Source organism: Pseudomonas sp. NPDC088444 (assembly GCF_044900175.1).
Lineage (GTDB): Bacteria > Pseudomonadota > Gammaproteobacteria > Pseudomonadales > Pseudomonadaceae > Aquipseudomonas.
Map to the genome: position 1 here is coordinate 63,975 of NZ_JBJDNK010000008.1, position 23,795 is coordinate 87,769.

20 protein-coding genes are annotated in these 23,795 nt (G+C 60.2%); 6 read left to right on the top strand and 14 right to left on the bottom strand.

Features of this window, described 5'->3' with window-relative positions; genetic code table 11:
* Positions 1-3: 3 nt before the first annotated feature.
* Genes ubiB through ubiE form a run of 3 tightly spaced genes read right to left on the bottom strand, consistent with a single transcriptional unit; the run spans position 4 to position 3,013 of the window.
* Positions 4-1,623 carry a ubiquinone biosynthesis regulatory protein kinase UbiB gene (ubiB, locus tag ACI2KB_RS16820; protein ID WP_404636316.1) on the bottom strand — a complete coding sequence of 540 codons (1,620 nt, stop codon included), beginning with the start codon at positions 1,621-1,623 and terminating at the stop codon, positions 4-6.
* Entirely contained in the window at positions 1,620-2,243 is a 624-nt protein-coding gene (locus tag ACI2KB_RS16825) for an SCP2 domain-containing protein (protein ID WP_404636317.1), read from the bottom strand. Before ACI2KB_RS16825 ends, ubiB begins: the two co-directional genes overlap by 4 nt.
* Positions 2,243-3,013, bottom strand: coding sequence for a bifunctional demethylmenaquinone methyltransferase/2-methoxy-6-polyprenyl-1,4-benzoquinol methylase UbiE (gene ubiE, locus ACI2KB_RS16830; RefSeq protein ID WP_404636548.1), 771 nt, complete (start codon positions 3,011-3,013; stop codon positions 2,243-2,245). Before ubiE ends, ACI2KB_RS16825 begins: the two co-directional genes overlap by 1 nt.
* Positions 3,014-3,153: 140 nt before the next feature.
* Here ubiE and ACI2KB_RS16835 point away from each other — a divergent pair, with 140 nt between their 5' ends.
* The 3 genes from ACI2KB_RS16835 to ACI2KB_RS16845 all read left to right on the top strand — a co-directional run bounded on the left by ACI2KB_RS16835 (position 3,154) and on the right by ACI2KB_RS16845 (position 5,002).
* Positions 3,154-3,432: a polyhydroxyalkanoic acid system family protein gene (locus tag ACI2KB_RS16835; RefSeq protein WP_404636318.1), complete on the top strand. Its 279-nt coding sequence runs from the start codon at positions 3,154-3,156 to the stop codon at positions 3,430-3,432.
* Between the two features lie 228 nt (positions 3,433-3,660).
* On the top strand, positions 3,661-4,098 hold the full coding sequence (locus ACI2KB_RS16840) for a phasin family protein (protein ID WP_404636319.1): 438 nt from the start codon (positions 3,661-3,663) through the stop codon (positions 4,096-4,098).
* A 10-nt stretch (positions 4,099-4,108) separates the two neighbouring features.
* A complete protein-coding gene (locus tag ACI2KB_RS16845; protein ID WP_404636320.1) occupies positions 4,109-5,002 on the top strand; it encodes a phasin family protein in 894 nt (297 codons plus the stop codon).
* A 247-nt stretch (positions 5,003-5,249) separates the two neighbouring features.
* On the opposite strand, the gene ACI2KB_RS16850 is transcribed toward ACI2KB_RS16845, so the two are convergent.
* The 10 genes from ACI2KB_RS16850 to ACI2KB_RS16895 form a co-directional block, all read right to left on the bottom strand.
* Entirely contained in the window at positions 5,250-5,864 is a 615-nt protein-coding gene (locus ACI2KB_RS16850; RefSeq protein WP_404636321.1) for a TetR/AcrR family transcriptional regulator, read from the bottom strand.
* A gap of 44 nt (positions 5,865-5,908) precedes the next feature.
* Positions 5,909-7,591 carry a class II poly(R)-hydroxyalkanoic acid synthase gene (phaC, locus tag ACI2KB_RS16855; RefSeq protein WP_404636322.1) on the bottom strand — a complete coding sequence of 561 codons (1,683 nt, stop codon included), beginning with the start codon at positions 7,589-7,591 and terminating at the stop codon, positions 5,909-5,911.
* A 167-nt stretch (positions 7,592-7,758) separates the two neighbouring features.
* Positions 7,759-8,613: a poly(3-hydroxyalkanoate) depolymerase gene (phaZ, locus tag ACI2KB_RS16860; RefSeq protein WP_404636323.1), complete on the bottom strand. Its 855-nt coding sequence runs from the start codon at positions 8,611-8,613 to the stop codon at positions 7,759-7,761.
* A 241-nt stretch (positions 8,614-8,854) separates the two neighbouring features.
* Positions 8,855-10,534: a class II poly(R)-hydroxyalkanoic acid synthase gene (gene phaC, locus ACI2KB_RS16865; protein ID WP_404636324.1), complete on the bottom strand. Its 1,680-nt coding sequence runs from the start codon at positions 10,532-10,534 to the stop codon at positions 8,855-8,857.
* Positions 10,535-10,876: 342 nt separating this feature from the next.
* Positions 10,877-11,254 (bottom strand): gamma-butyrobetaine hydroxylase-like domain-containing protein, encoded by a 378-nt coding sequence (locus tag ACI2KB_RS16870; RefSeq protein WP_404636325.1) that lies wholly within the window; start codon positions 11,252-11,254, stop codon positions 10,877-10,879.
* 146 nt (positions 11,255-11,400) lie between these two features.
* Complete coding sequence (gene hslU, locus ACI2KB_RS16875) at positions 11,401-12,732, bottom strand: ATP-dependent protease ATPase subunit HslU (RefSeq protein WP_404636326.1); 1,332 nt, start codon at positions 12,730-12,732, stop codon at positions 11,401-11,403.
* A 66-nt stretch (positions 12,733-12,798) separates the two neighbouring features.
* Positions 12,799-13,329 (bottom strand): ATP-dependent protease subunit HslV, encoded by a 531-nt coding sequence (gene hslV / locus ACI2KB_RS16880; RefSeq protein WP_404636327.1) that lies wholly within the window; start codon positions 13,327-13,329, stop codon positions 12,799-12,801.
* Positions 13,330-13,557: 228 nt separating this feature from the next.
* Positions 13,558-14,250 carry an SPOR domain-containing protein gene (locus ACI2KB_RS16885; protein ID WP_404636328.1) on the bottom strand — a complete coding sequence of 231 codons (693 nt, stop codon included), beginning with the start codon at positions 14,248-14,250 and terminating at the stop codon, positions 13,558-13,560.
* Between the two features lies 1 nt (position 14,251).
* The gene (gene argS / locus ACI2KB_RS16890) at positions 14,252-15,988 is read right to left on the bottom strand and encodes an arginine--tRNA ligase (RefSeq protein WP_404636329.1); all 1,737 of its coding nucleotides are present in this window, start codon (positions 15,986-15,988) and stop codon (positions 14,252-14,254) included.
* 154 nt (positions 15,989-16,142) lie between these two features.
* Positions 16,143-18,362 carry a primosomal protein N' gene (locus ACI2KB_RS16895; RefSeq protein WP_404636330.1) on the bottom strand — a complete coding sequence of 740 codons (2,220 nt, stop codon included), beginning with the start codon at positions 18,360-18,362 and terminating at the stop codon, positions 16,143-16,145.
* A gap of 167 nt (positions 18,363-18,529) precedes the next feature.
* Here ACI2KB_RS16895 and rpmE point away from each other — a divergent pair, with 167 nt between their 5' ends.
* From rpmE to ACI2KB_RS16910, 3 genes are all read left to right on the top strand, one after another.
* Positions 18,530-18,751, top strand: a complete 222-nt coding sequence (gene rpmE, locus ACI2KB_RS16900; protein ID WP_400731262.1) for a 50S ribosomal protein L31 — start codon at positions 18,530-18,532, stop codon at positions 18,749-18,751.
* Positions 18,752-18,753: 2 nt separating this feature from the next.
* Positions 18,754-19,572 carry a thermonuclease family protein gene (locus ACI2KB_RS16905; protein WP_404636331.1) on the top strand — a complete coding sequence of 273 codons (819 nt, stop codon included), beginning with the start codon at positions 18,754-18,756 and terminating at the stop codon, positions 19,570-19,572.
* Positions 19,573-19,758: 186 nt separating this feature from the next.
* A complete protein-coding gene (locus ACI2KB_RS16910; protein ID WP_404636332.1) occupies positions 19,759-21,027 on the top strand; it encodes a malic enzyme-like NAD(P)-binding protein in 1,269 nt (422 codons plus the stop codon).
* A 258-nt stretch (positions 21,028-21,285) separates the two neighbouring features.
* On the opposite strand, the gene ACI2KB_RS16915 is transcribed toward ACI2KB_RS16910, so the two are convergent.
* Complete coding sequence (locus ACI2KB_RS16915; protein ID WP_404636549.1) at positions 21,286-23,760, bottom strand: penicillin-binding protein 1A; 2,475 nt, start codon at positions 23,758-23,760, stop codon at positions 21,286-21,288.
* Positions 23,761-23,795: the final 35 nt, after the last annotated feature.

The following is a 23,795-nucleotide window of genomic DNA, read 5'->3' on the forward strand; positions in this document are numbered from 1 at the left end:
TGGCTATCGGCGAACGACCAGATAGAGCCCTGACGCCAACATTAACAAGGCAGGCCAGGCACTCATCGTGATCAATTCGTCACCGGATTGAGTATGGGCAATCGCCAGCACCACGCCACCGGCCAGCAAGCCCGCGCCGATCAGGCGCAGCGCCCAATGGTCGCCTTTGTGCGAGTAAGGCGGTTGCGGGTCGGCCGCATGAGGCTGTGACAGACGCTCCAGCAGATCGCGAGTCATGTTGGCCAGGTGCGGGATCTGCTCGACCTGAGATTGCAGGTTGCCGATCAGCGTCCTGGGGCTGACGCGCTCGCGCATCCAGCGCTCCAGAAACGGCTGGGCAGTGGTCCACAGGTCCAGCTCCGGGTATAACTGACGACCCAGACCCTCGATATTGAGCAGCGTTTTTTGCAGCAGCACCAGTTGTGGCTGAACTTCCATGTTGAAGCGGCGGGCGGTCTGGAACAGGCGCATCAGCACTTGGCCAAAGGAAATGTCCTTGAGCGGCTTCTCGAAAATCGGCTCGCACACGGTGCGGATCGCGGCCTCGAATTCGTTGAGCTTGGTCTCGGCAGGCACCCAGCCCGAGTCGATGTGCAACTGGGCCACGCGGCGGTAGTCGCGCTTGAAGAAGGCAAACAGGTTACGCGCCAGATAGTCCTGATCTTCCGGGGTCAGGCTGCCGACGATGCCGCAGTCGATGGCAATGTATTGCGGGTCCCACGGCGAAACCGTGCTGACGAAGATGTTGCCCGGATGCATGTCCGCGTGGAAGAAGCTGTCGCGGAACACTTGGGTGAAGAACAGCTCCACACCGCGCTCAGCGAGCTTTTTCATGTCGGTGCGCTGATCGGCCAAGGTCGCCAGGTCGGTGACCTGCACGCCGTAGATGCGCTCCATCACCAGCACTTTCGGGCGGCACCAGTCCCAGTAGACCTGGGGCACGTAGAGCATGGTCGAGCCTTCGAAATTGCGGCGAAGCTGGCTGGAGTTGGCCGCTTCGCGCAACAGGTCGAGTTCGTCGTAGATGGTCTTTTCGTAGTCGGCGACCACGTCCACCGGGTGCAGCAAACGGGCGTCCGCCGACACTCGTTCAGCAATTCGAGCGAGGATGAACAGCCACGCCAGGTCAGAACCGATCACCGGTTTCAAGCCCGGGCGAACCACTTTGACGACCACTTCCTCGCCAGTTTTCAGGCGTGCCGCGTGAACTTGAGCGACAGAGGCAGAGGCCAGAGGCTCGACGTCAAAGCGGCTGAACACGTCGTTGATCTTCGCGCCCAGTTGCGACTCGATCAGCGCGATAGCTTTCTCGGATTCGAACGGCGGCACCCGATCCTGAAGTAGCATCAGTTCATCGGCGATGTCTTCGGGCAACAGGTCGCGACGGGTCGACAGCAATTGACCGAACTTGATGAAAATCGGCCCCAGGTCCTGTAGTGCAAGGCGCAAGCGCGCGCCTCGGCTCAGTTCGCTCGGACGTCGAGGAATCCAGCGCCAAGGCAGCACGAAGCGCACGGCGAGCAACCACCACGGCAGAGGCAGGGCGAACAACAGGTCATCGAGGCGGTAACGGATTACGACACGCTGGATGCGAAACAGGCGGCGGACGGCAAGCAGGCTCATGCGTTATCGCTGGACTTGAGGGAGTGGGCCAGACGCTCGAAGCGGGCTTCGAGGCGTTCCAGGTCTTGTTTGGTCTGATCCAGTTCGGCGAAGCGGGCTTCGGCCTCGCGTTTGCCGACCAAGGTGCGTGATTCTTCGGCCAGGTACTCGGCCAGGTTGTGGCCAAGGCTGGAAAATCCGTCGCGGGTCCAGCGTGCGTCGCGGCGCAGATGACCACCGATCAGCGACGTGGCGACCGGGCCGAGCCAGCGTTGCAGCTCGTATTCCCAGTCCAGATCCAGGTCCTGCAACACGCCCGTCAGTTCCAGCAGCACGGCGCTTTCACCGTCCAGCTCGACTTCGGGGCCGTGCAGCACGGCGTTCTTGTCGCGGCTTAGCGCCAGACGCACCAGGCTCGCAGCGGGCGCACGCAGCGTCACATCAGCACCGGCTTCCCAGCGCGTGGCCAGCATCAGCCCCTCGTCGCTGGGCAGGATGTACAGGTGAAACATCGGGCTGGTGCACTCGACCGCAATCACCTTGCCACTGAGCCGATCAAGGCGTGGCAAGGCTGTGCTGTCCATTTGCAGCACACGATTGATACCGTGCTCGACGCTGGCGAGCAAGCCACTGATCAGCATCAGGGCTTGATACCGCGGTGCAGCGCGACGATGCCGGAGGTCATGTTGTGGTAGGTCACGCGGTCGAAACCGGCGTCCACCATCATCGACTTCAGGGTTTCCTGATCAGGGTGCATGCGGATCGATTCGGCCAGATAGCGATAGCTTTCCGAGTCGTTGGTGATCAGCTTGCCCGCCAGCGGCATGAAGGCGAACGAGTAGGCGTCATAGACCTTGGACATAACCTTGTTGGTCGGCTTGGAGAACTCCAGCACCAACAGACGGCCGCCCGGCTTGAGCACGCGCAGCATGGAACGAATGGCATCGTCCTTGTGGGTCACGTTGCGCAGACCGAAGGCGATGGTCACGCAGTCGAAGTAGTTGTCCGGGAACGGCAGCTTTTCAGCGTCGGCCTGGACGAACTTGATGTTGCCGGCCACACCGCGATCGAGCAGGCGGTCACGACCAACCTTGAGCATCGATTCGTTGATATCGGCGAGAACGACCTCACCGGTCGGGCCAACCAGGTGAGAAAACTTCTTCGCCAGATCGCCCGTGCCGCCCGCGATGTCGAGCACGCGGTTGCCGGTGCGTACGCCGGACAGCTCGATGGTGAAGCGCTTCCAGAGGCGGTGCATGCCACCGGACAACACGTCGTTCATCAGGTCGTACTTGGCTGCAACGGAGTGGAAAACCTCGGCGACTTTCTCGGCCTTCTGGCTTTCCGCTACGGTTTTGTAGCCGAAGTGAGTGGTGGGTTCGGCATCGCTGCCTTTGCGCGGATCGTTCATATCGCTGTCACCGGAATAAAGTGCGGCCATTCTAATCGCCGGGGCTGGCTTTGTCTTGACAAGGCTCACCGTGAACAGTTTCTTCATCGAATGCCGCTGGTATAGTGGCCCGACGATTTACCCGATGAAGGAGCCTGTCCATGGCCCGCATTACCGTTGAACGCCCGCACGCGCTGGGCAAGGAAAAGGCCCGCGAGAAGGCTGAGTTGCTGGCGGAAAAACTGGGCGACAAATATGGTATCGCGCACAGTTGGGAGGGCGACACAGTGTCGCTGGACGGCAAGGGAGCCAAGGGCACCGTGCAGGTCGAAGAGGCGCTCGTGCGCGTCAACATCGAGCTGAATTTCTTCTTGTCGGCGATGAGCAGCACGATTGAATCCGAGATCGAGCGGCAGTTGGATAAAGCCCTGAACGCCTGACACTCACCCTTGTGGGAGCCGGCTTGCTGGCGAAGGCGGTGTGTCAGTTTCCGTTTATTTAATTGATCCACTGCATTCGCCAGCAAGCCGGCTCCCACGGCCTTCGGCCAGACGCAGATATTCGCCCACCCAACCTAGGGTGAGCTTTCTAATTTTTCTCTCTACTTTGTGCCCATGCCCCCTTTTGCGGGGTGGTTCCTCCTATCCCTTTCGAGCGTGAGGTGCACCATGGCCAAAGTTACCCTGAAGAAGAAAATCGAAGCCGAAGACACCAAGGTGTTTTCGGAGGTGCGGCTGTACGCCCGCAAGATCTGGCTCGCTGGCCTGGGCGCCTACGTCAAGGCGGGGCAGGAAGGCGCCGAGTACGTCAAAGAGCTGATCAAGACCGGCGAGCAGACCGAGAAGAAAGCCAAGAAACTCATCGATGAGAAAGTCGAGGCGGCCAACAGCGAGATCGATTCGGTCAAAGGCGACGTGAAGGGTGAAGTCACCAAGGTCAAAGGCCGTGTGGAAGTACAGCTCGACAAAATCGAAAGCGCCTTCGACCGTCGCGTGGCCAGTGCCTTGAATCGCATCGGCATTCCGTCTAAACATGATGTTGAGACACTCTCTGCTAAGCTCGATGAGCTGACGGCATTGCTCGAACGTGTCGCGCGTAAACAATAAGGAGAGCGGGATGGCTGGCAAGAAGAAAACCGAAAAAGAAGGCAGCTCCTGGATTGGTGAAGTGGAGAAATACTCCCGCCAAATCTGGCTGGCTGGTTTAGGCGCTTACTCGAAGATCAGCAATGACGGCAGTAAGCTTTTCGAATCGTTGGTCAAAGACGGCGAAAAAGCCGAGAAGGAAACCAAGGCGACAGTGGGCAAGACTGTTGACACGGCCAAGGCGACGACCAAATCCCGTGTCGGGGACGTGAAAGATCTGGCGTTGGGCAAATGGGGCGAGCTGGAAGGTGCGTTCGATAAACGCCTCAACAGCGCTATCTCTCGCCTGGGCGTGCCGAGTCGCAACGAAGTCAAGGCTCTGCACAGCAAGGTCGATCTGCTGACCAAGCAAATCGAAAAGCTGACCGGTGCGTCGGTCACACCTGTTTCGAAAACTGCAGCGGCCAAGCCTGCTGCAAAACCGGCGGCGAAAACCACTGCCAAGCCACTGGCCAAAGCGGCTGCCAAGCCTGTCGCCAAGGCCGCCAGCGCTGCGGCGAGCAAAACCGCAGCGGCCAAACCAGCGGTGGCCAAGGCGGCAGCGAAACCCGTAGCGGCCGCCTCCAAAGCAGCGGCTTCCACGGCAGCCAAGGCGAAAACCGTTGCGGCGAAGCCAGCCGCCAAACCTGCACCGAAGGCCGCTGCGAAGCCTGCAGCAGCGAAACCGGCCGCCAAGCCAGCAGCGGCCAAACCTGCTGCCGCGAAGAAACCGACTGCCGCGAAAAAGCCAGCCGCACCGAAGCCCGCGGCAGCCGCCAAACCGGCCGCTGCACCGGCTCCAGCGCCAGCAGCGAGCGCAGCGCCGTCCACTCCGGCACCGTCTGCGCCAGCAGCACCGTCGACCCCCTCTACTCCGTCGTCCTGACATCCATCGGCTTCTGGCCGGAGGCCGTAGGAGCGCAGCTTGGTCTGGGCTGCACTCGGACGATCTGGCGCAAAGCGGCAGCAAAAGCAAAATCAGAGAGCGCGGTAGACCTGAACTACCGCGCTCTCTGATTTCAGGATTGCTACGCAACCCATCGCGGGCAAGCCACGCTCCTAAGTCCTTCGGGTAGAATCAAAAGCCTCGAGAGTTGCACCGCCACGTCCTGTGGGCAGAACAACAGCCGATCTCAGTCTTCCAAATAGTGCAACGCCAGTCGCTCGGCTGCATGCCGGGCGCCGGGTTTCAGGTGCGGCGCGACCAGCATCATGATCTGGTAAACCACTACACGGGTCTCACCTTCACGATCAAGGATGCGCTGGTAATCCAGCGAGAACAGCAGCGTCATGGTGATCTGCTCCACCAGTTGCCCTAGCGCCTGAGTGTCACTGGTGACCTGTCCTTCGGTTTTCAAACGGGCCAGGAGCGAGGCGAGGGTGCGCTTGATCGAGTTGAGCAGGTTGCGAATCCCTCGGGCGAGTTTCGGCAGGCGGCTGGCGAGGTTCGACAGGTCCTGAAACAGAAACCGATAGTGGGACAAACGCTCGACTATCAGGTGCAGGAACAGCCAGTAATCCTCGGCCTCCAGGCGAGCATCGGCGGGTGGGTCGAGCAGCGGGGCGAGTTCGACCTGGAAGCGCTCGAACAACGCCATTACCAACGGCTCCTTGCCGTGAAAGTGGTAGTAGAGATTGCCGGGGCTGATCTCCAGCTCGTTGGCGATTTCAAGCGTTGAAACGTTGGGTTCGCCCTGCTGGTTGAACAGCAGCAGGGCGCATTCGAGTATGCGGTCGCGGGTTTTCATCCAGTCTTCTTGATTCAGGTTTACGGACTGTAGGAGCGGTGCTTTCATCGGACGCGCACATACGTCCCAGGCGCCGCCTCCATCGGTGGGTAATTCTGGTTGCCCAGCGTGGTCAGGGTTTCCCGCTGAGTACCGGAACGCTCTTGAACCCAGCTCAACCAGCTCGGCCACCAACTGCCATCGGTGCGGTGGGCGTCGTAGTACCAGGCGCGGGGGTCGCTGCTCAGTTTGCCGTTCTCGACGAAGTTGGCTTTCGGGTTTCCGGGCGGATTGAGGATGCTTTGCACATGACCGCTATTGGACAGCAGGAAGCGCCGTTCGCCGCCCAGCAGCAATGTCGAGCGATACACCACGTCCCAGGGCGTGATGTGGTCATTGATTCCGGCCACGCTGAAACTGTCCACCGTGACTTTCTGAAGATCGATGGGCGTACCGCAGACCTCCAGCCCGCCAGGATGGGTCAGCGGGTTGTACTTGAAGAAGTCCAGCAGATCACCATGCAAGGCGGCAGGCAGGCGCGTGCTGTCGTTGTTCCAGTAAAGAATGTCGAACGGCGGTGGCGCCTTGCCGAGCAGGTAGTTGTTGACCCAGTAGGTCCAGATCAGGTCATTGGGGCGCATCCAGGCGAAGACCTTGGCCATGTCGCGTCCATCCAGAACGCCTTTTTGATAAGAGCGCCGTTTGGCGGCCTCAAGGGTCTGCTCGTCGATGAACAGCGTCGCAGGGCTTTCGATCTGGCTGTCCAGCAGGCTGACCAAATAGGTCGCGCTGGCAACTCGGCGCATCTGCCGTTTAGCTTGTAAATGACCTTGCAAGGCTGCGATCGTAAGGCCACCCGCGCAGGCCCCCACTAGATTGACCTCGCGTGCTCCAGTGATTGCACGGCACACGTTCATCGCTTCTTCGACCGCCTCCACGTAGCTGGACAATCCCCATTCCCGGTGGCGCACGTCAGGATTACGCCAACTGATGATGAACGTCTGCAAGCCGTTTTTCAGGGCGTATTGGACGAAGCTGTTGGTGGGGCTCAGGTCGAAGATGTAGAACTTGTTGATCTGCGGCGGCACGATCAGCAGCGGGCGCGCATACTGCTTTTCGCTCATGGGCGAGTACTGGATCAACTCCAGCAGCTCGTTGCGAAACACCACCGCGCCGGGCGTGACGGCCAGCGTGCGGCCAATCTCGAAGGCATCTTTGGTGGTCTGGCTGGGCAGGCCGTTGTTGTGCATGAAGTCGTCGAGCATATGGCTCAAGCCCTTCACCACGCTGGTGCCACCTGAGTTGAACAACTCTTTGACGGCCAACGGGTTGAGCAGGGTGTTGGTGGGCGACAGCGCGTCGTTGAGCAAGGCAAAGATGAACTGCGCGCGGGAGCGGTCATCTTCGCTAAGGCTGCTGTTGTCGATCCACTCGCGCACCTGATGCTGACAGCTCAGATAGGCCTGCAAGCCACGGCGGTAAAGCGGGTTGTGCGTCCAGGTCGGGTCGTTGAAACGGGTGTCCTGCGGGTGCGGCTGATGGGGCGCGTCGCCGAGCATCACTTTGCCCAACTGACCGCCCAGCGCCAGTGCGTGACGCGCGGTGTAAACCGGGTGCTTGAGGCCTTGCAGCGCCACGTTGCGCAGAGTCGAAAACAGGTCGCGACCTCGCAGGCCAGTGATCGCGCTCTGTGCATTGATGTAGGTGGCGGGCGTCGGGTAGCTATTTTTCGCCGGTTTGTCTCGCATGGGTCAACACTCCTTCGTCATGCCATAAAGCAAAAACACCTGCACGCCATGCGTAAGTCGCCATGGTGCGCCGCTCTGCGTCCGGGCAATCCCGCCCGATGACGCAGTCAGTGAAGCGACTTCTTGTTTTGAAACGAACTCCTGCCGGTTCCAGCGCGATCCTTGGGTCAGCGCACGGTGGGTGCGGGCTGCGGATGCATGACAGCGCGTTGCCGTTCTTGCTGGAGGAACTTCATGATGATGGGCGCAACGGCTTCGGCGCGGGTAATCAAAAACAAATGCCCATCGTCGATTATGTGTAGCTGGGCATTGGGGATACGCCAGGCCAGCAGTCGCATATTGATCAGTGGAATCAATGGGTCGTCATCGCCGGCCAGCACCAGCGTGGGCTGGCGGATCTTGTGCAGCCAGTGAATGCTGGTCCAGCCCATGCCTGCGAACAGTTGCCAGTAATAGCCCAGTTTCCCGGACGAACGGACCTTCGCCGCATGATTGGCGGCCAGGTGCCGATCACGCCGAAACGCGCCACCGTAGATGTCCGGGGCGATGCGAATCACATGAGACGGCTGGATGTAGCGACGCGGGCTGGCCATCATCCACAGCACTTTCGGCTTGCCGGGGACCATGACCGCGCCGGCTGAGGTGGCCGCCAGCACGAGTTTTTTGCAGCGTTCGGGGTAATCGTGGGCGAACTGCTGAGCCAGCGCGCCGCCCCACGACACGCCAATGGCGTTGACCTGGCCGTAATCGAGATAATCGAGCATCCGCGCCGCAAGTTTGGCCAGACCGGGAAAGCGATAGGGGCGACTGGGCGTCGACGAGCCGCCGACACCGGGGACGTCGAAGGCGATGACTTCAAGGTCCGGGTCCAGCGCATCGACGAAGGGGAACACCAACTCAAGGTTGGCACCGATGCCATTGAAGATCAGCAACGGCGTGAGATGCCCCTTGCCGGGGCGCACGGCGGTGCGGATGTTATGGCCATCCAGATCGATGGTGCGAAATACGAACGGTTGCGGCATGCGCGAAGCCCTGTTGGTTAAACGCCGGTTACTGCTGTCCTGCGCGTCTTCCGGTCCTGAAACCGCGTGGGCGGTTTCCGTGTGTTCGATGCTTGCTGCAACTCTTTATTCCAGGTCGGGTGCTATCTCCTGTGGCAGTCCGGCTTGCCGGCGGCGGCGATTTAAAGATTGTCACCGTCGGCAAGCGGAGGGCCGCCCGGCCGTGCTGCTACAGGGGATGTGTCCTGGTCGACATCGTCAATCAACGCTCATGCACATACGTCCCCGGTGAAGCCTCGCCCGCCGGATAAGCCTTGTTACCCAGTGCAGCGGGGGATTTTTTCGGTTTGCCAGAGCGCTCGCCCAGCCAAGCCTGCCAGTGCAGCCACCAGGAATCGGTGTGCTTGCTCGCATCTTCCTGCCAGCGGCTGGACTCTTCCGGCAGTTCCGGGTTGGTCATGTAACGCGCCTTCGGGTTGCCCGGCGGGTTCAGGATGCTCTGGATGTGCCCGCTGTTGGACAGTACGAATTCAGTCTTGCCGCCGAACAGCCGCGCCGATTTGTAGCACGACACCCAAGGTGTGATGTGGTCGTTGGTGCCCGCAAGACAGAAGATGTCACTTTTGACCTGCTTCAAGTCGATGGGCGTGCCGCAGACCTCCAGCGCGTTCGGGCGAACCAGCGGATTGTTCTTGAACATCTCGATCAAGTCACCATGAAACGCCGCGGGCAGACGGGTGGTGTCGTTGTTCCAGAACAGGATGTCGAACACCGGCGGTTCGTTGCCCAGCAGGTAGTTGTTGACCCAGTAATTCCAGATCAGATCGTTGGGGCGCATCCAGGCGAAGACCTTGGCCATGTCTTTGCCCTCAAGCACACCTGCCTGATACGAATGACGCTTGGCCGACTCCAGCGTCTGCTCGTCGACGAACAGCGCAACCTGAGTGTCGAGTGTGGTGTCGAGCACGCTCACCAGCAGGGTCAGGGCGTTGACTTTCTGCTCACCCAGCGCGGCGTAATGGCCCAGCAGCGCGGTGCAGGTTATTCCGCCGGAGCACGCGCCAAGCATGTTCACGTCCTTGCTGCCGGTGATCTTGCAGACCACATCCACCGCTTCCTTCACGGCATCGATGTACGTCGACAGGCCCCATTCGCGCTGCGCTTTGGTCGGATTGCGCCAACTGATGATGAAGGTCTGCACGTTGTTGCGCAGGCAGAAGCGCGCCAGGCTTTTATCCTGGCTGAGGTCGAAAACGTAGAATTTGTTGATCTGCGGTGGCACTACCAATAGTGGGCGCTCATGGACTTGTTCGGTGATCGGCTTGTACTGGATCAGTTCCAGCAGGTCATTGCGAAAGACCACGGCGCCTTCAGTGGTGCCCAGGTTTTTGCCAACCTCGAAGGCGTCCATATTGACCTGGCTCGGCATACCGCCGTTGTTCACCAGATCCTTGGCCAGATGCGACAGGCCGTCGAGAATGCTCTTGCCACCGGTTTCGAAGAAGCGCTTGATCGCCGCCGGGTTGGCCGCGCCATTGGTAGGCGACATCGCTTCGGTCAGCAGATTGATCACGAAGTGGCCGCGGCTGGTGTCTTGTTCGGAGAGGCTGCTGTCTTCGATCCAGTCGTGCAGTTCCTTGCGCCAGGCCAGGTACGTCTGCAAGTAGCGACGGTACAGCGGGTTCTGGCTCCAGGCCGGATCGACGAAGCGGCGGTCGTCATTGTCAGGTGTCAGTGTCGAGCGGCCCAGCAGAACGTTTTTCAATTCCAGCCCGAAATGGGCCACATGCTTGGCGCTGTGAAAGGGTTGTTTGATGGCTTGGGTCAATACCATGCGTGCCGTGGTGAGCAAATCCTTGCGCCTCAGGCCTACGACGGGATTCAGACCCAGGGTGTGTTCAGAGGCTTGACGCGGCAGATCATCATTACTCTTGTTACTCATCTACGACGCTCCATTGTCCTGAGACGAGCGCTGGTGTCCCTGTGGTAAGAAGCGACACAGGCAAACGCCAGCACTGCTCTCGGGTGACCGATGATTAACACAACGGGTGTGACCGCTCCTGCACGGCGCCGGATTTTGGATGGCGCTACATGGGGCTGCTGCGAGCACACCGACAGGCTTCTGCAAAAAACTCCGATGCAGAGAACTTGCCAGAACCATTGGTTACGCGAGATTCATAAAAATCGCAAGCAGGGCCAGTCATTGACCGCTGCGCGGAGCATTGAAGCAGATCGAATTAGAAAGCGCGTCCTAAAACGGCGAGTGGCGTTCCAGAGCGGCGGGTCACAGCATCAGTCGAATGACTTGCTCGGAAGGGTCGCGAGATTTGCCAGCGGCTTTCAGTTCGGCCAGATAATCGTCCCACAGCGACGCCTGACGCAGTGCCAGTTGTTCCAGGTACTCCCAAGTGAACAATCCGCTGTCATGGCCGTCGTCGAAGGTCAGTTTTAGTGCGTACTGACCTGCCGGTTCTATCTTGCTCAGCCCGACGCCCAGCTTGCCGAATTGCAGAATCGGCTTGCCATGGCCCTGCACCTCGGCGGAAGGCGAATGCACGCGCAAGAATTCGGCAGGCAGGTGATATTCCTCCTCCGGACCGTACTTCAGCGTGAGGATTTTCGAGGCTTTGTGGAGTTGGATGGCGGTGGGCATTCTGGACATGGGATTTAACGCCGTGCACTGAACATCGTGGGAGCCGCCGGGGTGGCGTACGACCTTGCTGGCGAAAGCGTCGGGTCAGACACCTTTGTGGTGACTGATTTATTGCATTCGCCAGCAAGCCGGCTCCCACACGTGATGTTGCGAATTTACAGGATGTAGCGCGACAAATCTTCGTCTTTGGCCAACTCGCCCAAATGGCTGTTGACGTACTCGGCGTCGATCTTGATCGTCGAGGTGTCCTCGGCGCTGCCCAGGTCGCCGGCACTGAACGACACCTCTTCGAGCAGACGCTCCAGCAGCGTGTGCAGGCGGCGTGCGCCAATGTTCTCGGTCTTCTCGTTCACCTGCCATGCGATTTCGGCCAGACGCTTGATGCCGTCCGGCTGAAACTCGATGTTCAGGCCTTCGGTCTTCAACAACTCGCGGTATTGCTCGGTCAGCGAGGCGTGAGGCTCGCTCAGGATGCGCTCGAAGTCCTCTGGGGTCAGGGCCTTCAGCTCGACACGAATTGGCAGACGGCCTTGCAGTTCAGGCACCAGATCGCTTGGCTTGCTCAGGTGGAACGCACCCGAGGCGATGAACAAAATGTGGTCAGTCTTGACCATGCCCAGTTTGGTGTTGACGGTGCAGCCTTCGATCAGCGGCAGCAGGTCGCGCTGTACGCCTTCACGGGACACATCAGCACCCCCGACGTTGCCACGCTTGGCGACTTTGTCGATCTCGTCGATGAACACGATGCCGTGCTGTTCAACCGCTTCCAGTGCCTTGCCTTTCAGTTCTTCGTCATTGACCAGACGGCTCGCTTCTTCGTCGCGGACCATCTTCAGCGCGTCTTTGACCTTAAGCTTGCGAGCCTTCTTTTTGCCCTTGCCCATGTTGGCAAACAGGCTTTGCAACTGGTTAGTCATCTCTTCCATGCCCGGAGGCGCGGAGATGTCGACGCCGGCCATTTCGGCGACTTCGATCTCGATTTCCTTGTCGTCCAACTGACCTTCGCGCAGGCGCTTGCGGAATAGTTGGCGAGTGTTGGAGTCGCTCGGTGCGGCTTCTTCATTGAAGCCACGAGCAGGCGGCAGCAGTGCATCGAGAATGCGCTCTTCGGCGGCGTCTTCGGCGCGATGACGTACCTTGGTCATTTCCTGTTCGCGCAGCAGCTTCATCGCCGCGTCAGCCAGATCCCGGATGATCGACTCGACGTCACGGCCGACATAACCGACTTCGGTGAATTTGGTCGCTTCCACTTTCAGGAACGGCGCGTTGGCGAGCTTGGCCAGACGACGGGCGATTTCGGTCTTGCCAACGCCGGTCGGGCCGATCATCAGAATGTTTTTCGGGGTGACTTCGACGCGCAGCTCTTCAGGCAACTGCATCCGGCGCCAGCGGTTACGCAGCGCGATGGCGACGGCGCGTTTGGCATCGTCCTGGCCGATGATATGGCGGTTGAGTTCGTGGACGATTTCACGGGGAGTCATGGACATGGTTTTCAACGGTCCTCTGTGACGAATGAATCCGGCAGCCGCGATGACTTGCGGCTCCTGCCGGGTTTATTCGGCGAGGTCCTGCTCCTCAATGGTGATGTGGTGGTTGGTGAACACGCAGATGTCGCCCGCGATGTGCAGTGCGGTTTCGGCGATTTCACGCGCCGACAATTCGGTTTTCAGCAGCAGGGCGCGTGCAGCGGCCTGAGCGAAGGCACCACCGGAACCCATGGCGATCAAGCCATCTTCAGGCTCAACGACGTCACCGTTGCCGGTGATGATCAGGGAAGCGTCTTTGTTGGCGACGGCGAGCATGGCTTCAAGACGGCTCAGGGAGCGGTCGGTACGCCAGTCTTTGGCCAGCTCTACGGCGGCGCGTACCAAATGGCCCTGGTGTTTTTCAAGTTGGGCTTCGAAGCGTTCGAACAGGGTGAAGGCGTCGGCAGTGGCGCCTGCGAAACCGGCGATCACTTCGCCACGGTAAAGGCGACGGACCTTCTTGGCGTTACCTTTCATGACGGTGTTACCCAGAGAAACCTGGCCGTCACCCGCCATGACGACTTTGCCTTGGCGGCGAACTGAAACGATGGTGGTCAAGGGGAGAGTCTCCACGCTGTGGGGCGAAAATGCCCTGATGGAAACTCATATGGGGGTGGGGTCGGGTATTTCAACCGTGGGGGATGAATGGTGGGGCGGAGCACTTTGCGCGATCCGGGCCTTGTGGGAGCCGGCTTGCTGGCGAATGCGGTGGGCCAGTCATGAAAGTGTTGACTGACACCCTGCCTCCGCCAGCAAGCCGGCTCCCACAAGGGAACTGTATCTGTCCTACCGCGCCTGGCGCTGTTGCAACAAAAGGTTACTGAATCCGCCGCTCGCCAGTTGTTTCTGTGCGGTCGTCAGTTGTTCGCGGTTGCTGAACGGACCAACCATCACGCGATACCAGGTCTCATCCTTCACCGTGCCTGACTCAACCGTCGCCGACTGGCCCAGCAGAATGATCTGCGCACGCACCTTTTCAGCGTCTGCCTGTTTACGGAACGAACCCGCCTGCATGACGAACGTCGTCACCGGCGCAGGCTTCGCAACCGGTGGCGCGGGTGGCGGCGTCAGGCCGCTAAGGGCCGCTTGAGCACGCGCGGTGTCGATCTTCGCGGCCTGCTCAGGCGTGACCGGCGTCGTTGGTGTTGCCACGGACGGCGGGGTTTTCTCCGGCACGGCTTCGTTCGGCACGATCACTTCCGATTCCGGCAGCAGCGTGTAGAAGTCGTATTTCGGCTTCACCGGCGCCGTGGGGCTTGGCGGCGTCTTGTTCGCTTCTGCGATCTTCGCGGCCTTGGCCTCGGCCTTGGTGCGCTTGATGTCATCGCCGCCACCGGGCTCCAGTTTCATCAGGAAAACGATGAAGGCGCCGACGGACAGGCCGATCGCCAGCCACAGCCATCCCGGAATCGGCTTCTTTGCGGGCGCCTCATACCGGCTGGCGCCACGCTTGGGAGCAGGTTTCTTTTTGACGGCCAAGTTACATACGCTCCAGAGTTTCCAGACCCAGCAGTTGCAGGCCTTGCTTGAGGGTGCGACCGGTCAGGTGCGCGAGGCGCAGACGGCTTTGCTGTTGCTCGGGGTTTTCCGCGTTCAGGATCGGGCAGTTCTCGTAGAAACTGGAGAACAGTCCGGCCAGATCGTACAGGTAGGCGCACAGCACGTGCGGCGTGCCTTTTTCGGCAACGTTGTTCAGGGTTTCGCCGAATTGCGCCAGGCGGGCGGCCAGGTCCTGCTCCTGCGGGGCATCGAGAATGATCTGGCCTTTGCTTTCATCGAAGGCTTCGCCCAGCTTGCGGAACACGCCGACCACGCGAGTGTAGGCGTACAGCAGGTACGGCGCGGTGTTGCCTTCGAAGCTCAGCATCTGGTCGAAGTTGAAGCTATAGTCGCTGGCGCGGTGCTTGGACAGATCGGCGTATTTCACCGCACTGATGCCCACCGCCTTGGCGATGGTGCGCAGCTCCTCTTCGGCGACGTCCGGATTCTTCTCTTTGACCAGTGCGTAGGCACGCTCTTCGGCCTCGTCCAGCAGGTCGACCAGCTTGACGGTGCCGCCATCGCGAGTCTTGAACGGACGTCCATCGGCGCCGTTCATGGTGCCGAAGCCCATGTGCTCCATGTGCATGCCGTTGGTGACGAAACCGGCGCGCAGCGCTACGGCGAACACCTGGTTGAAGTGCAGGGCCTGCCGCTGGTCGACGAAATACAGGGCACGATCAGCTTTCAGTACGTTGCTGCGATAGCGCACGGCTGCCAGGTCGGTGGTGGCATACAGGTAGCCGCCATCGGCCTTTTGCACGATGACCGGCAGCGGATCGCCTTCGGCATTCTTGAACTCGTCGAGGAATACGCACTGGGCGCCGTTACTTTCGACCAGCAGACCGGCTTTCTTCAGGTCTGCGACGACATTGGCCAGATCATCGTTGTAGGCGCTTTCGCCCATGACGTCGTTCGGTGTCAGTTTGACGTTCAGGCGCTCGTACACTTCCTGACAGTGCGAGAGGGAGATGTCCTTGAAGCGGGTCCACAGTTTCAGACATTCCGGGTCGCCCGCTTGCAGCTTGACCACCAGACCGCGCGCACGCTCGGCGAATTCTTCGGATTCATCGAAGCGGCCTTTGGCAGCCCGGTAAAAGTTTTCCAGGTCAGACAGTTCGTCGCTGGTGGCCGGAGTTTCCTGCAAATACGCCAGCAGCATACCGAACTGGGTGCCCCAGTCGCCGACGTGGTTCTGGCGGATGACGGTGTCGCCGAGGAATTCGAGAACGCTGGCCACGCCGTCGCCAATGATGGTCGAGCGCAGGTGGCCCACGTGCATCTCTTTGGCCAGGTTCGGCGCGGACAGGTCGACCACCACGCGCTGGGCAGGACCATTTTTGCGCACCGACAGGGTGGTGTCCGCCAGGGCTGCGTCGAGGCGCGAGGCCAGGGCCTGGGTGTTCTGGAAGAAATTGAGGAAGCCTGGACCGGCGATGTCGACCTTGCTGATCTGCTCGTCACCAGGCAGCGCAGCGACAATTTTCTCGGCCAGATCCCGCGGCTTCATGCCCGCAGGCTTGGCCAGCATCATGGCGATGTTGCTGGCGAAGTCGCCGTTTTTCTTGTCCTTGGCGTTTTCCACCTGAATCGCCGGTGTCAGCCCTTCCGGCAAGACGCCTTCGGTGACGAGTTGGCTCAGAGCTTGTTGGATCAGCAGGCGAATGGTGTCTTTCATGAGGCTCTCTTTCGACCGCAAGCGCGGCAGCGCTTCGATGCGCGGGTGGAAAAACTGGGCATTATCCGTTGCCGGAGCCACCTTGCCAACCGCGTTGGATGTGCGGTTGTGAATCTTCACACTAGACGTTCCTACAGGGAGGGGGCGTCGCTCGTTAATAGAGATCGACTGGGTCCACGTCCAGCGACCACCGTACCGCACGCCCGCTGGGCAGGCTTTCCAGGATCAGCAACCAGCTTGCCAGCAACTTGTGCAGTGGTGCTCGCGCATTGGCCTGCACCAGCAATTGAGCGCGGTAGCGGCCCGCTCGACGTTCCATCGGAGCCGGAACCGGGCCTAACAGTTCAATGCCGCCCAGCGACATGTCCTTTAATAGCTGTTCCGCATTCGCACAGGCTTCGTCCAGAAAACCCTCAGCCTGGCCCGGTTTGTGGGCTTCGGCGCGCAAAAGCGCAAGGTGCGAAAACGGTGGCAGACCCGCTGCCCGTCGCTCGCTCAGGGCCTGTTCGGCAAACGCAAAGTAGCCTTGTTCGGTTAACTGAATCAGTAAAGGGTGCTCGGCCAGATGGGTCTGAATGATCACCTTGCCCGGCTCTTCGGCGCGCCCCGCGCGCCCAGCAACCTGCACGATCAGCTGTGCCATGCGCTCGCTGGCGCGGAAATCGCCGGAAAACAACCCGCCGTCGGCGTCGAGGATCGACACCAGCGTCACTCTTGGGAAATGGTGCCCTTTGGCGAGCATCTGCGTGCCGACCAGAATGCACGGATGGCCTTTCTGGATGGTGGCGAACAGTTGATTCATTGCGTCTTTGCGCGAGGTGCTGTCCCGGTCGACGCGCAACACGGGGTAGTCGGGGAACAGAATCGCCAGACGCTCTTCCGCGCGTTCGGTCCCTGCGCCGACCGGGCGCAGATCGACCTTTCCACAGGCCGGGCAATTGCGTGGCATCCGTTCGACGTTGCCGCAATGGTGGCAGCGCAACTCACCGTAACGCTGATGAACGGTCATGCGCGCATCGCATCGGCTGCATTCCGAGAGCCAGCCACAGTCGTGGCAAAGCAACGTCGGCGCAAAACCTCGACGATTGAGGAAGACCAGAACTTGCTGCCCGGCTGCCAGCGTTTGTCCGATGGCTTGCTGCATCGGGCCGGAGATGCCGCTGTCCAGCGGGCGACTCTTGACGTCCAGTCGTAGGAAACGGGGCGGTTGCGCGCCGCCCGCGCGTTGGTTCATGCGCAGAAGGGCATAGCGGCCGGTGTAGGCATTGTGCAGGCTTTCCAGCGACGGTGTGGCCGAGCCCAGCACAATCGGGATGTCCTCCTGCCGAGCGCGCACCAGCGCCAGATCCCGGGCGTGGTAGCGCAGGCCTTCCTGCTGTTTATAGGAGCCGTCGTGCTCTTCATCGATGATGATCAGGCCCGGATTCTTCATCGGTGTGAACAGCGCCGAGCGGGTGCCGATGATGATGTCCGCTTCGCCATCACGCGCTGCCAGCCAGGCGTCCAGACGATCCCGGTCGTTGACCGCCGAATGCAGCAGGGCGATGCGAGCGTTGAAACGTTGCTCGAAGCGCGCGAGGGTCTGCGGGCCGAGATTGATTTCCGGGATCAGAACCAGCGCCTGTTTACCGGCTTCCAGCGTCTCGCGGATCAGTTGCAGGTAAACCTCGGTCTTGCCGCTGCCGGTCACGCCCGCCAGCAGTGACGCATGAAAACCGCCAAAGCCGGAACGCACGGCTTCGTAAGCCGCGCGTTGTTCGGTGTTGAGCGGTAATTCCGGTTGGGCCAGCCAGTGTTCATGGCGCTCCAGCGGAGCATGGCCGCGTACTTCGACTGTCACCAGCGCCTTGGCCAGTAGCAGGTTCAGGCTGTCACGGTTCAGGTTCAGCTTACTCAGCAACTGATGAGCAACGCCGTGAGGGTGTTGCGCCAGTGTTTTGAGCGCTTCTTTCTGTTTGGGTGCGCGGGCGATACGCGGATCGTCGACGCTGGCGCCCGGCGCGATCTGCCAGAAACGCTCTTGCCGCGCCTCGGCAGGCTCGCCCTGACGCAGCAGTACCGGCAGCGCCCAGCTCAACGTGTCGCCGAGGCTGTGTTGGTAGTACTGGGCCGTCCACAGGCAGAGTTTGAACAGCGCCGGCGGCAGCGGCGATTCAGCGTCCAGCAAGGCAATGGCGGGTTTTAGCTTGTCGGCGGGGACTTCACTGTGATCCGTGATCTCCACCAGCACACCGATCATCTCCCGGCGGCCGAACGGGACTCGCAAGCGCATGCCGGGCTGCAATGAGTTCCCCGCTACGCCAGCGGGGGCGCGATAGTCGAACAGTCGACGCAGCGGCGAGGGCAGAGCGAGGCGCAGAATGGCGTCGGGCACGCGGGGGTTTTCCTGTTACGGGGTATGACTGGGGCGCGATCTTAGCAGACGGCCGGTGTAAACGTTCCCTTGCGTGGTTTGCGTTGTCTGTTAATATGCGCGGCCTAATTCCGTGCGGTATTCAACAATGGTGTTGGATGGCGGCACGATAGCCTGAGGAAATATCCATGAAAGCTGATATCCATCCAGTTTACGAAGCCGTTGACGCAACCTGCAGCTGTGGCAACGTCATCAAAACCCGTTCCACCCTGGCCAAGCCTCTGAGCCTGGACGTGTGCAACGAGTGCCACCCGTTCTACACCGGTAAGCAAAAGACTCTGGACGCAGGTGGTCGTGTTGACCGCTTCAAATCGCGTTTCGGTGCTTTCGGCGCTGCTAAAGCGAAGTAAGAATGGCGAATCTGGACCGCTCTTCGAGCTACTCCAGGCTGTTCAAAAAGGCGTCCCTTGTGGGCGCCTTTTTTATGCCTGCGATTTGGCTTTCTACCGCCCAGGCTCTTTGCCCGGCGCCTGCCTCCCTGCCGACAGCGCAGGTTCAACGCGTCGTCGACGGCGATACCTTGCGCCTGAGCGATGGACGCAGTGTGCGCATGATTGGACTCAATGCGCCAGAAACTGGCAAAAAAGGTCAATCCGCGCAGCCGTTTGCCGAGGCCGCGAAGCGTCGCTTGCAAGCCTTGGTCGATGAAAGTGATGGGCAGGTCAGTTTGCGGGTCGGCGAACAGGCTGCCGATCACTATGGGCGCACGCTCGCTAACGTTTATGGCCGTAATGGCGCCAACCTTGAGGCGCAATTGCTCTCGGAAGGGTTGGGCTATCTGGTGGCGGTGGCGCCGAATGTGGCGCTGGTCGGCTGCCAACAGGCCGCAGAAAACACAGCGCGTCAGGCCGGATTGGGGCTGTGGCGCACCTCGCCGGTTCAGTCGCCCGATCAGATCAGCACGGGCGGATTTGCAGTGGTTTCAGGCCGGGTCACGGATGTGCAGCGCAATGGCGGTGGCATCTGGATCGAATTTGGCGATGCGCTGGTGCTAAGGATTGCACCCAATCTTGTCGGGCAATTCGACAGTGCGGTATTGCAACGTCTGAAAGGTCAACAAATTGAGGCCCGGGGCTGGGTCGTTGATCGTTCTCGCAGAGGTGGGCTGAAATCGGGCCAGGCACGCTGGATGATGCCGATCACTCATCAGGCCATGTTGAATACAAAATAAGTATCTAATTGTGAACATTTAAGTCTGGTAATTGTTTTCACTGTAGGCCTTGTATTCCGCGGCTCTACGCTGAAAGTCGTAGATGCGACCCCTTGACACCGGTGACCCGGCAGTCTTGTTAGGACTTTCTGACTTGCGTATGCTCGTCGGTCCGTCTGTCCAACAGCAAAAAAGCGGAATGCCCCCATGTCAGATTTGAAAACTGCCGCGCTCGAATACCACGCTAACCCTCGCCCTGGGAAACTGAGCGTAGAACTCACCAAAGCCACCGCGACTGCTCGCGATCTGTCGCTGGCGTACAGCCCAGGCGTCGCCGAGCCGGTGCGTGAAATCGGCCGTGACCCAGAGCTGGCTTATAAATACACCGGCAAAGGCAACCTGGTGGCTGTCATTTCCGATGGCACCGCGATCCTTGGCCTGGGTAACCTAGGCCCTCTGGCTTCCAAGCCGGTCATGGAAGGCAAAGGTGTTCTGTTCAAGCGCTTCGCCGGTATCGACGTGTTCGACATCGAAGTCGATTCGGAAAGCCCGCAAGCCTTCATCGACACCGTCAAGCGCATTTCCATCACCTTCGGCGGCATCAATCTGGAAGACATCAAGGCACCTGAGTGCTTCGAGATCGAAAAGGCGCTGATCGAACAGTGCGACATCCCGGTTTTCCACGATGACCAGCACGGCACCGCGATCGTGACCGCCGCTGGCATGATCAACGCGCTGGAAATTGCTGGCAAAACCCTGGAAGAGGCGAAGATCGTCTGCCTGGGTGCTGGTGCGGCCGCTATCTCCTGCATGAAGTTGCTGGTGAGCATGGGCGCGAAAATCGAAAACATCTTCATGATCGATCGTAACGGCGTGGTTCACTCCGGCCGTACCGATCTGAACCAGTACAAGGCGCAGTTCGCTCACGCGACCGACAAGCGCACTCTGGCCGACGCGCTGGATGGCGCTGACGTGTTCGTGGGTCTGTCTGGTCCGAACCTGCTGAGCGCGGAAGGCCTGAAGTCCATGGCGGCCAACCCGATCGTGTTCGCTTGCTCGAACCCGGACCCGGAAATCTCGCCAGAGCTGGCTCACGCCACTCGCAGCGACGTGATCATGGCCACCGGTCGTTCCGACTACCCGAACCAGGTCAACAACGTACTGGGCTTCCCGTTCATCTTCCGTGGTGCTCTGGACGTTCGCGCCAAGCGCATCAACGAAGAAATGAAGATCGCCGCTGCCAACGCTCTGCGTGAACTGGCCAAACTGCCGGTTCCGAAGGAAGTCAGCGATGCTTACGGTGGCGTGAAGCTGGAATTCGGCCGTGAGTACATCATTCCGAAGCCTCTGGATGTACGTCTACTGACCGTGGTTTCCGATGCTGTGGCCAAGGCCGCCATCGAAAGCGGAGTGGCCACCCAGCCGTATCCGAAGCACTACCCGCTGACCAGCGTGGATCAAGTGTTCAACGGTTGATCGCCGAGCGGTAAACAAAAGCCCTGCATATGCAGGGCTTTTTTGTTTGTCTCCGTAATCGTTAACTGAAATACATGCCCTGTGGGAGCCGCCTTGCTGGCAAAAACGGTATGTCAGACACCACAGCATTGAATGACTCACCGCATTCGCCAGCAAGCCGGCTACCACAGTGATGTGTGTCGAACCATGGATTCATGAACGGCGCGGAGTTTGTGGGAGCCGCCTTGGTGGCGAAGCTCCCGCAGGGTTTGCGCGGTGTCAGAACAAATCGATCGGCGCTGACTCATCCGCTGGCAGTGGGCTGCCTGGAGCGGGGCTGCCGTTCAGTTCGTTCACGCTAGGCGGTGTGTCTTCGCTCTTGAACAGTTCAAAGAACGCGCCTGCCGTACTTGGCGTGGCCGAGCGGCCGCTGACCGGGTCGATGCGCAGGCTGAGAATACCATCCGGTTCGGCCTGTTCATGGGGAGCCTTGCCCTTGAGCGCGGCGCTCATGTAGTTCATCCAGATCGGAAGTGCGACCGTACCACCGAACTCATGGCGGCCCAGGCTTTCAGGCTGATCGAAGCCTGTCCAGACCGTGGTCACGTAATCGCCGTTATAGCCGGAGAACCAGGCGTCCTTCGAGTCGTTGGTCGTACCCGTCTTGCCCGCGATGTCCGGGCGGTTCATCGCCAGCGCACGCCGACCGGTGCCGCGCTTGATCACGTCCTGCAACATGCTGTTGAGGATGTATGTGGTACGGCCATCTACGATGCGGGGGGCGACCGCAGGTGCAGGCGGCGCGCCGTTGGTATCGAGGGCGTTCTGCACCGTGTTTGCAGTCAGGGCCGGGGTTTCTGGGGCGGCATAGCTCGTTGCGTCCCCGACCAGTGCCTCATTGACTGCTTTCGGGTTCGGGTCATTGGCCGGAACGGTCGGTGGGTTGGCGACGAACAGGGTTTTGCCTTCGCGATCCTCAACCTTGTCGATCAGGTATGGGCTGACCTTGTAACCACCGTTCGCAAAGGTGCTCCAGCCGCTGACGATTTCCATCGGCGTCAGGGTTGCAGTGCCCAGTGCCAGTGACAGGTTCGGCGGCAAGTCCTGCTTGTTGAAGCCAAATCGCGTGATGTAGTTGATCGCGGTGTTGACCCCCAGGCTTTGCAGGAGGCGGATCGACACCAGGTTGCGCGACTTGTACAGCGCTTCGCGCAGGCGGATCGGGCCGAGGAAGGTGCCGGTGTCGTTCTTCGGACGCCAGACCTTGTCCACGGCTTCGTCGACGAACACGATCGGTGCGTCGTTCACCAGGCTGGCGGCGGTGTAGCCGTTATCCAGCGCTGCGGAGTACAGGAACGGCTTGAAGCTGGAGCCCGGCTGACGCTTGGCCTGCATGGCGCGGTTGTAGTTGCTCTGCTCGAAGGCAAAACCGCCGACCAGCGCCCGAATCGCACCGTTGTGCGGATCGAGCGAGACCAGCGCGCTCTGAGCTTGCGGGATCTGGCTGAACTTCAGTGAGTTGTCCGGTTGACGCTGCACGCGCACCAGATCGCCGACGTGGGCGACGTCCGATGGCTGCTTCGGATTCGGGCCGACACTGTTGGTGTTCAAGAAGGCCTTCGCCCATTTCATGCTGTCCCACGACACGGTCTCTTCTTTCTCGCCGTTGCGGGTCAGGACGCGAATGCCGTTCTTGTCGACCTGGCTGACGATGGCCGGCTCAAGGCCACTGATCGGGCGCTGCTTGGTCAGTTCCTGAACCCAGGCATCGTGGGTCAGGCCGGGGAAACGGCTTTCCGGGCCGCGATAGCCATGGCGCTGGTCGTATTCGATCAGACCGTCTGTGACCGCTTTGTTCGCATCTTCCTGAAGATTGCTTGGCACGGTGGTGGTGACACGGAAGCCTTCTGTGTAGGCTTCGCTGCCGTAGCGCCCGACCATCTCGGCGCGGGCCATTTCGGCGATGTACGGCGCATTCACTTCAGGGCTCTGAACGTGATAGCTGGCGTTGATCGGCTCGGCGAGGGCGGTCTGGTACGTGTTCTGGTCGATTTTGCCCAGTTTGAACATGCGACCCAGAATCCAGTCGCGACGCTCTTTGGCGCGCACCGGGTTGGCCAGTGGGTTGAATCGTGACGGTGCCTTCGGCAGGCCGGCGATCATCGCCATCTGGGCAACGCTCAGGTCGCGAATGGATTTGCCATAGTAAACCTGTGCGGCGGCCTCGATGCCGTATGCCCGGTTGCCCAGGTAGATCTTGTTGACGTAAAGCTCAAGAATTTCGTCTTTGGTGAGTTGGCGCTCGATTTGCAAGGCCAGGAGAATCTCGGTGGTTTTCCTTGAGAAGCTACGCTCGCTGGTCAGGAAATAGTTCTTGGCGACCTGCATGGTGATGGTCGAGCCGCCGGACTGAATGTGACCGCTCTTGACCAGCTGGCTGGCGGCGCGCATCAGGCTGCTGGGGTCGACGCCGTAGTGGTTTGCGAAGTTGTCGTCTTCGGCAGACAGCAGGGCGCTGATGAAATTGGGCGGAATTTCGGCGAAACGGATAGGAGAACGGCGCATTTCGCCAAACTCTGCAATCAGCTTGCCGTCGCTGCTGAACACGCGCAGCGGAATCTGCAATTGGATGTTGCGCAGCGCATCGACCGAGGGCAGATTTGGCGACAGATAGAGGAATGCGCCGCTCAGGCCGAGCAACAGGCCGCAGACGATAGCGACAAGGGACCACCAGAAAAACTTCAGCAGGCGTATCAAGGCTTTTGGATTTCCAGAAAAAAGAATGGGTT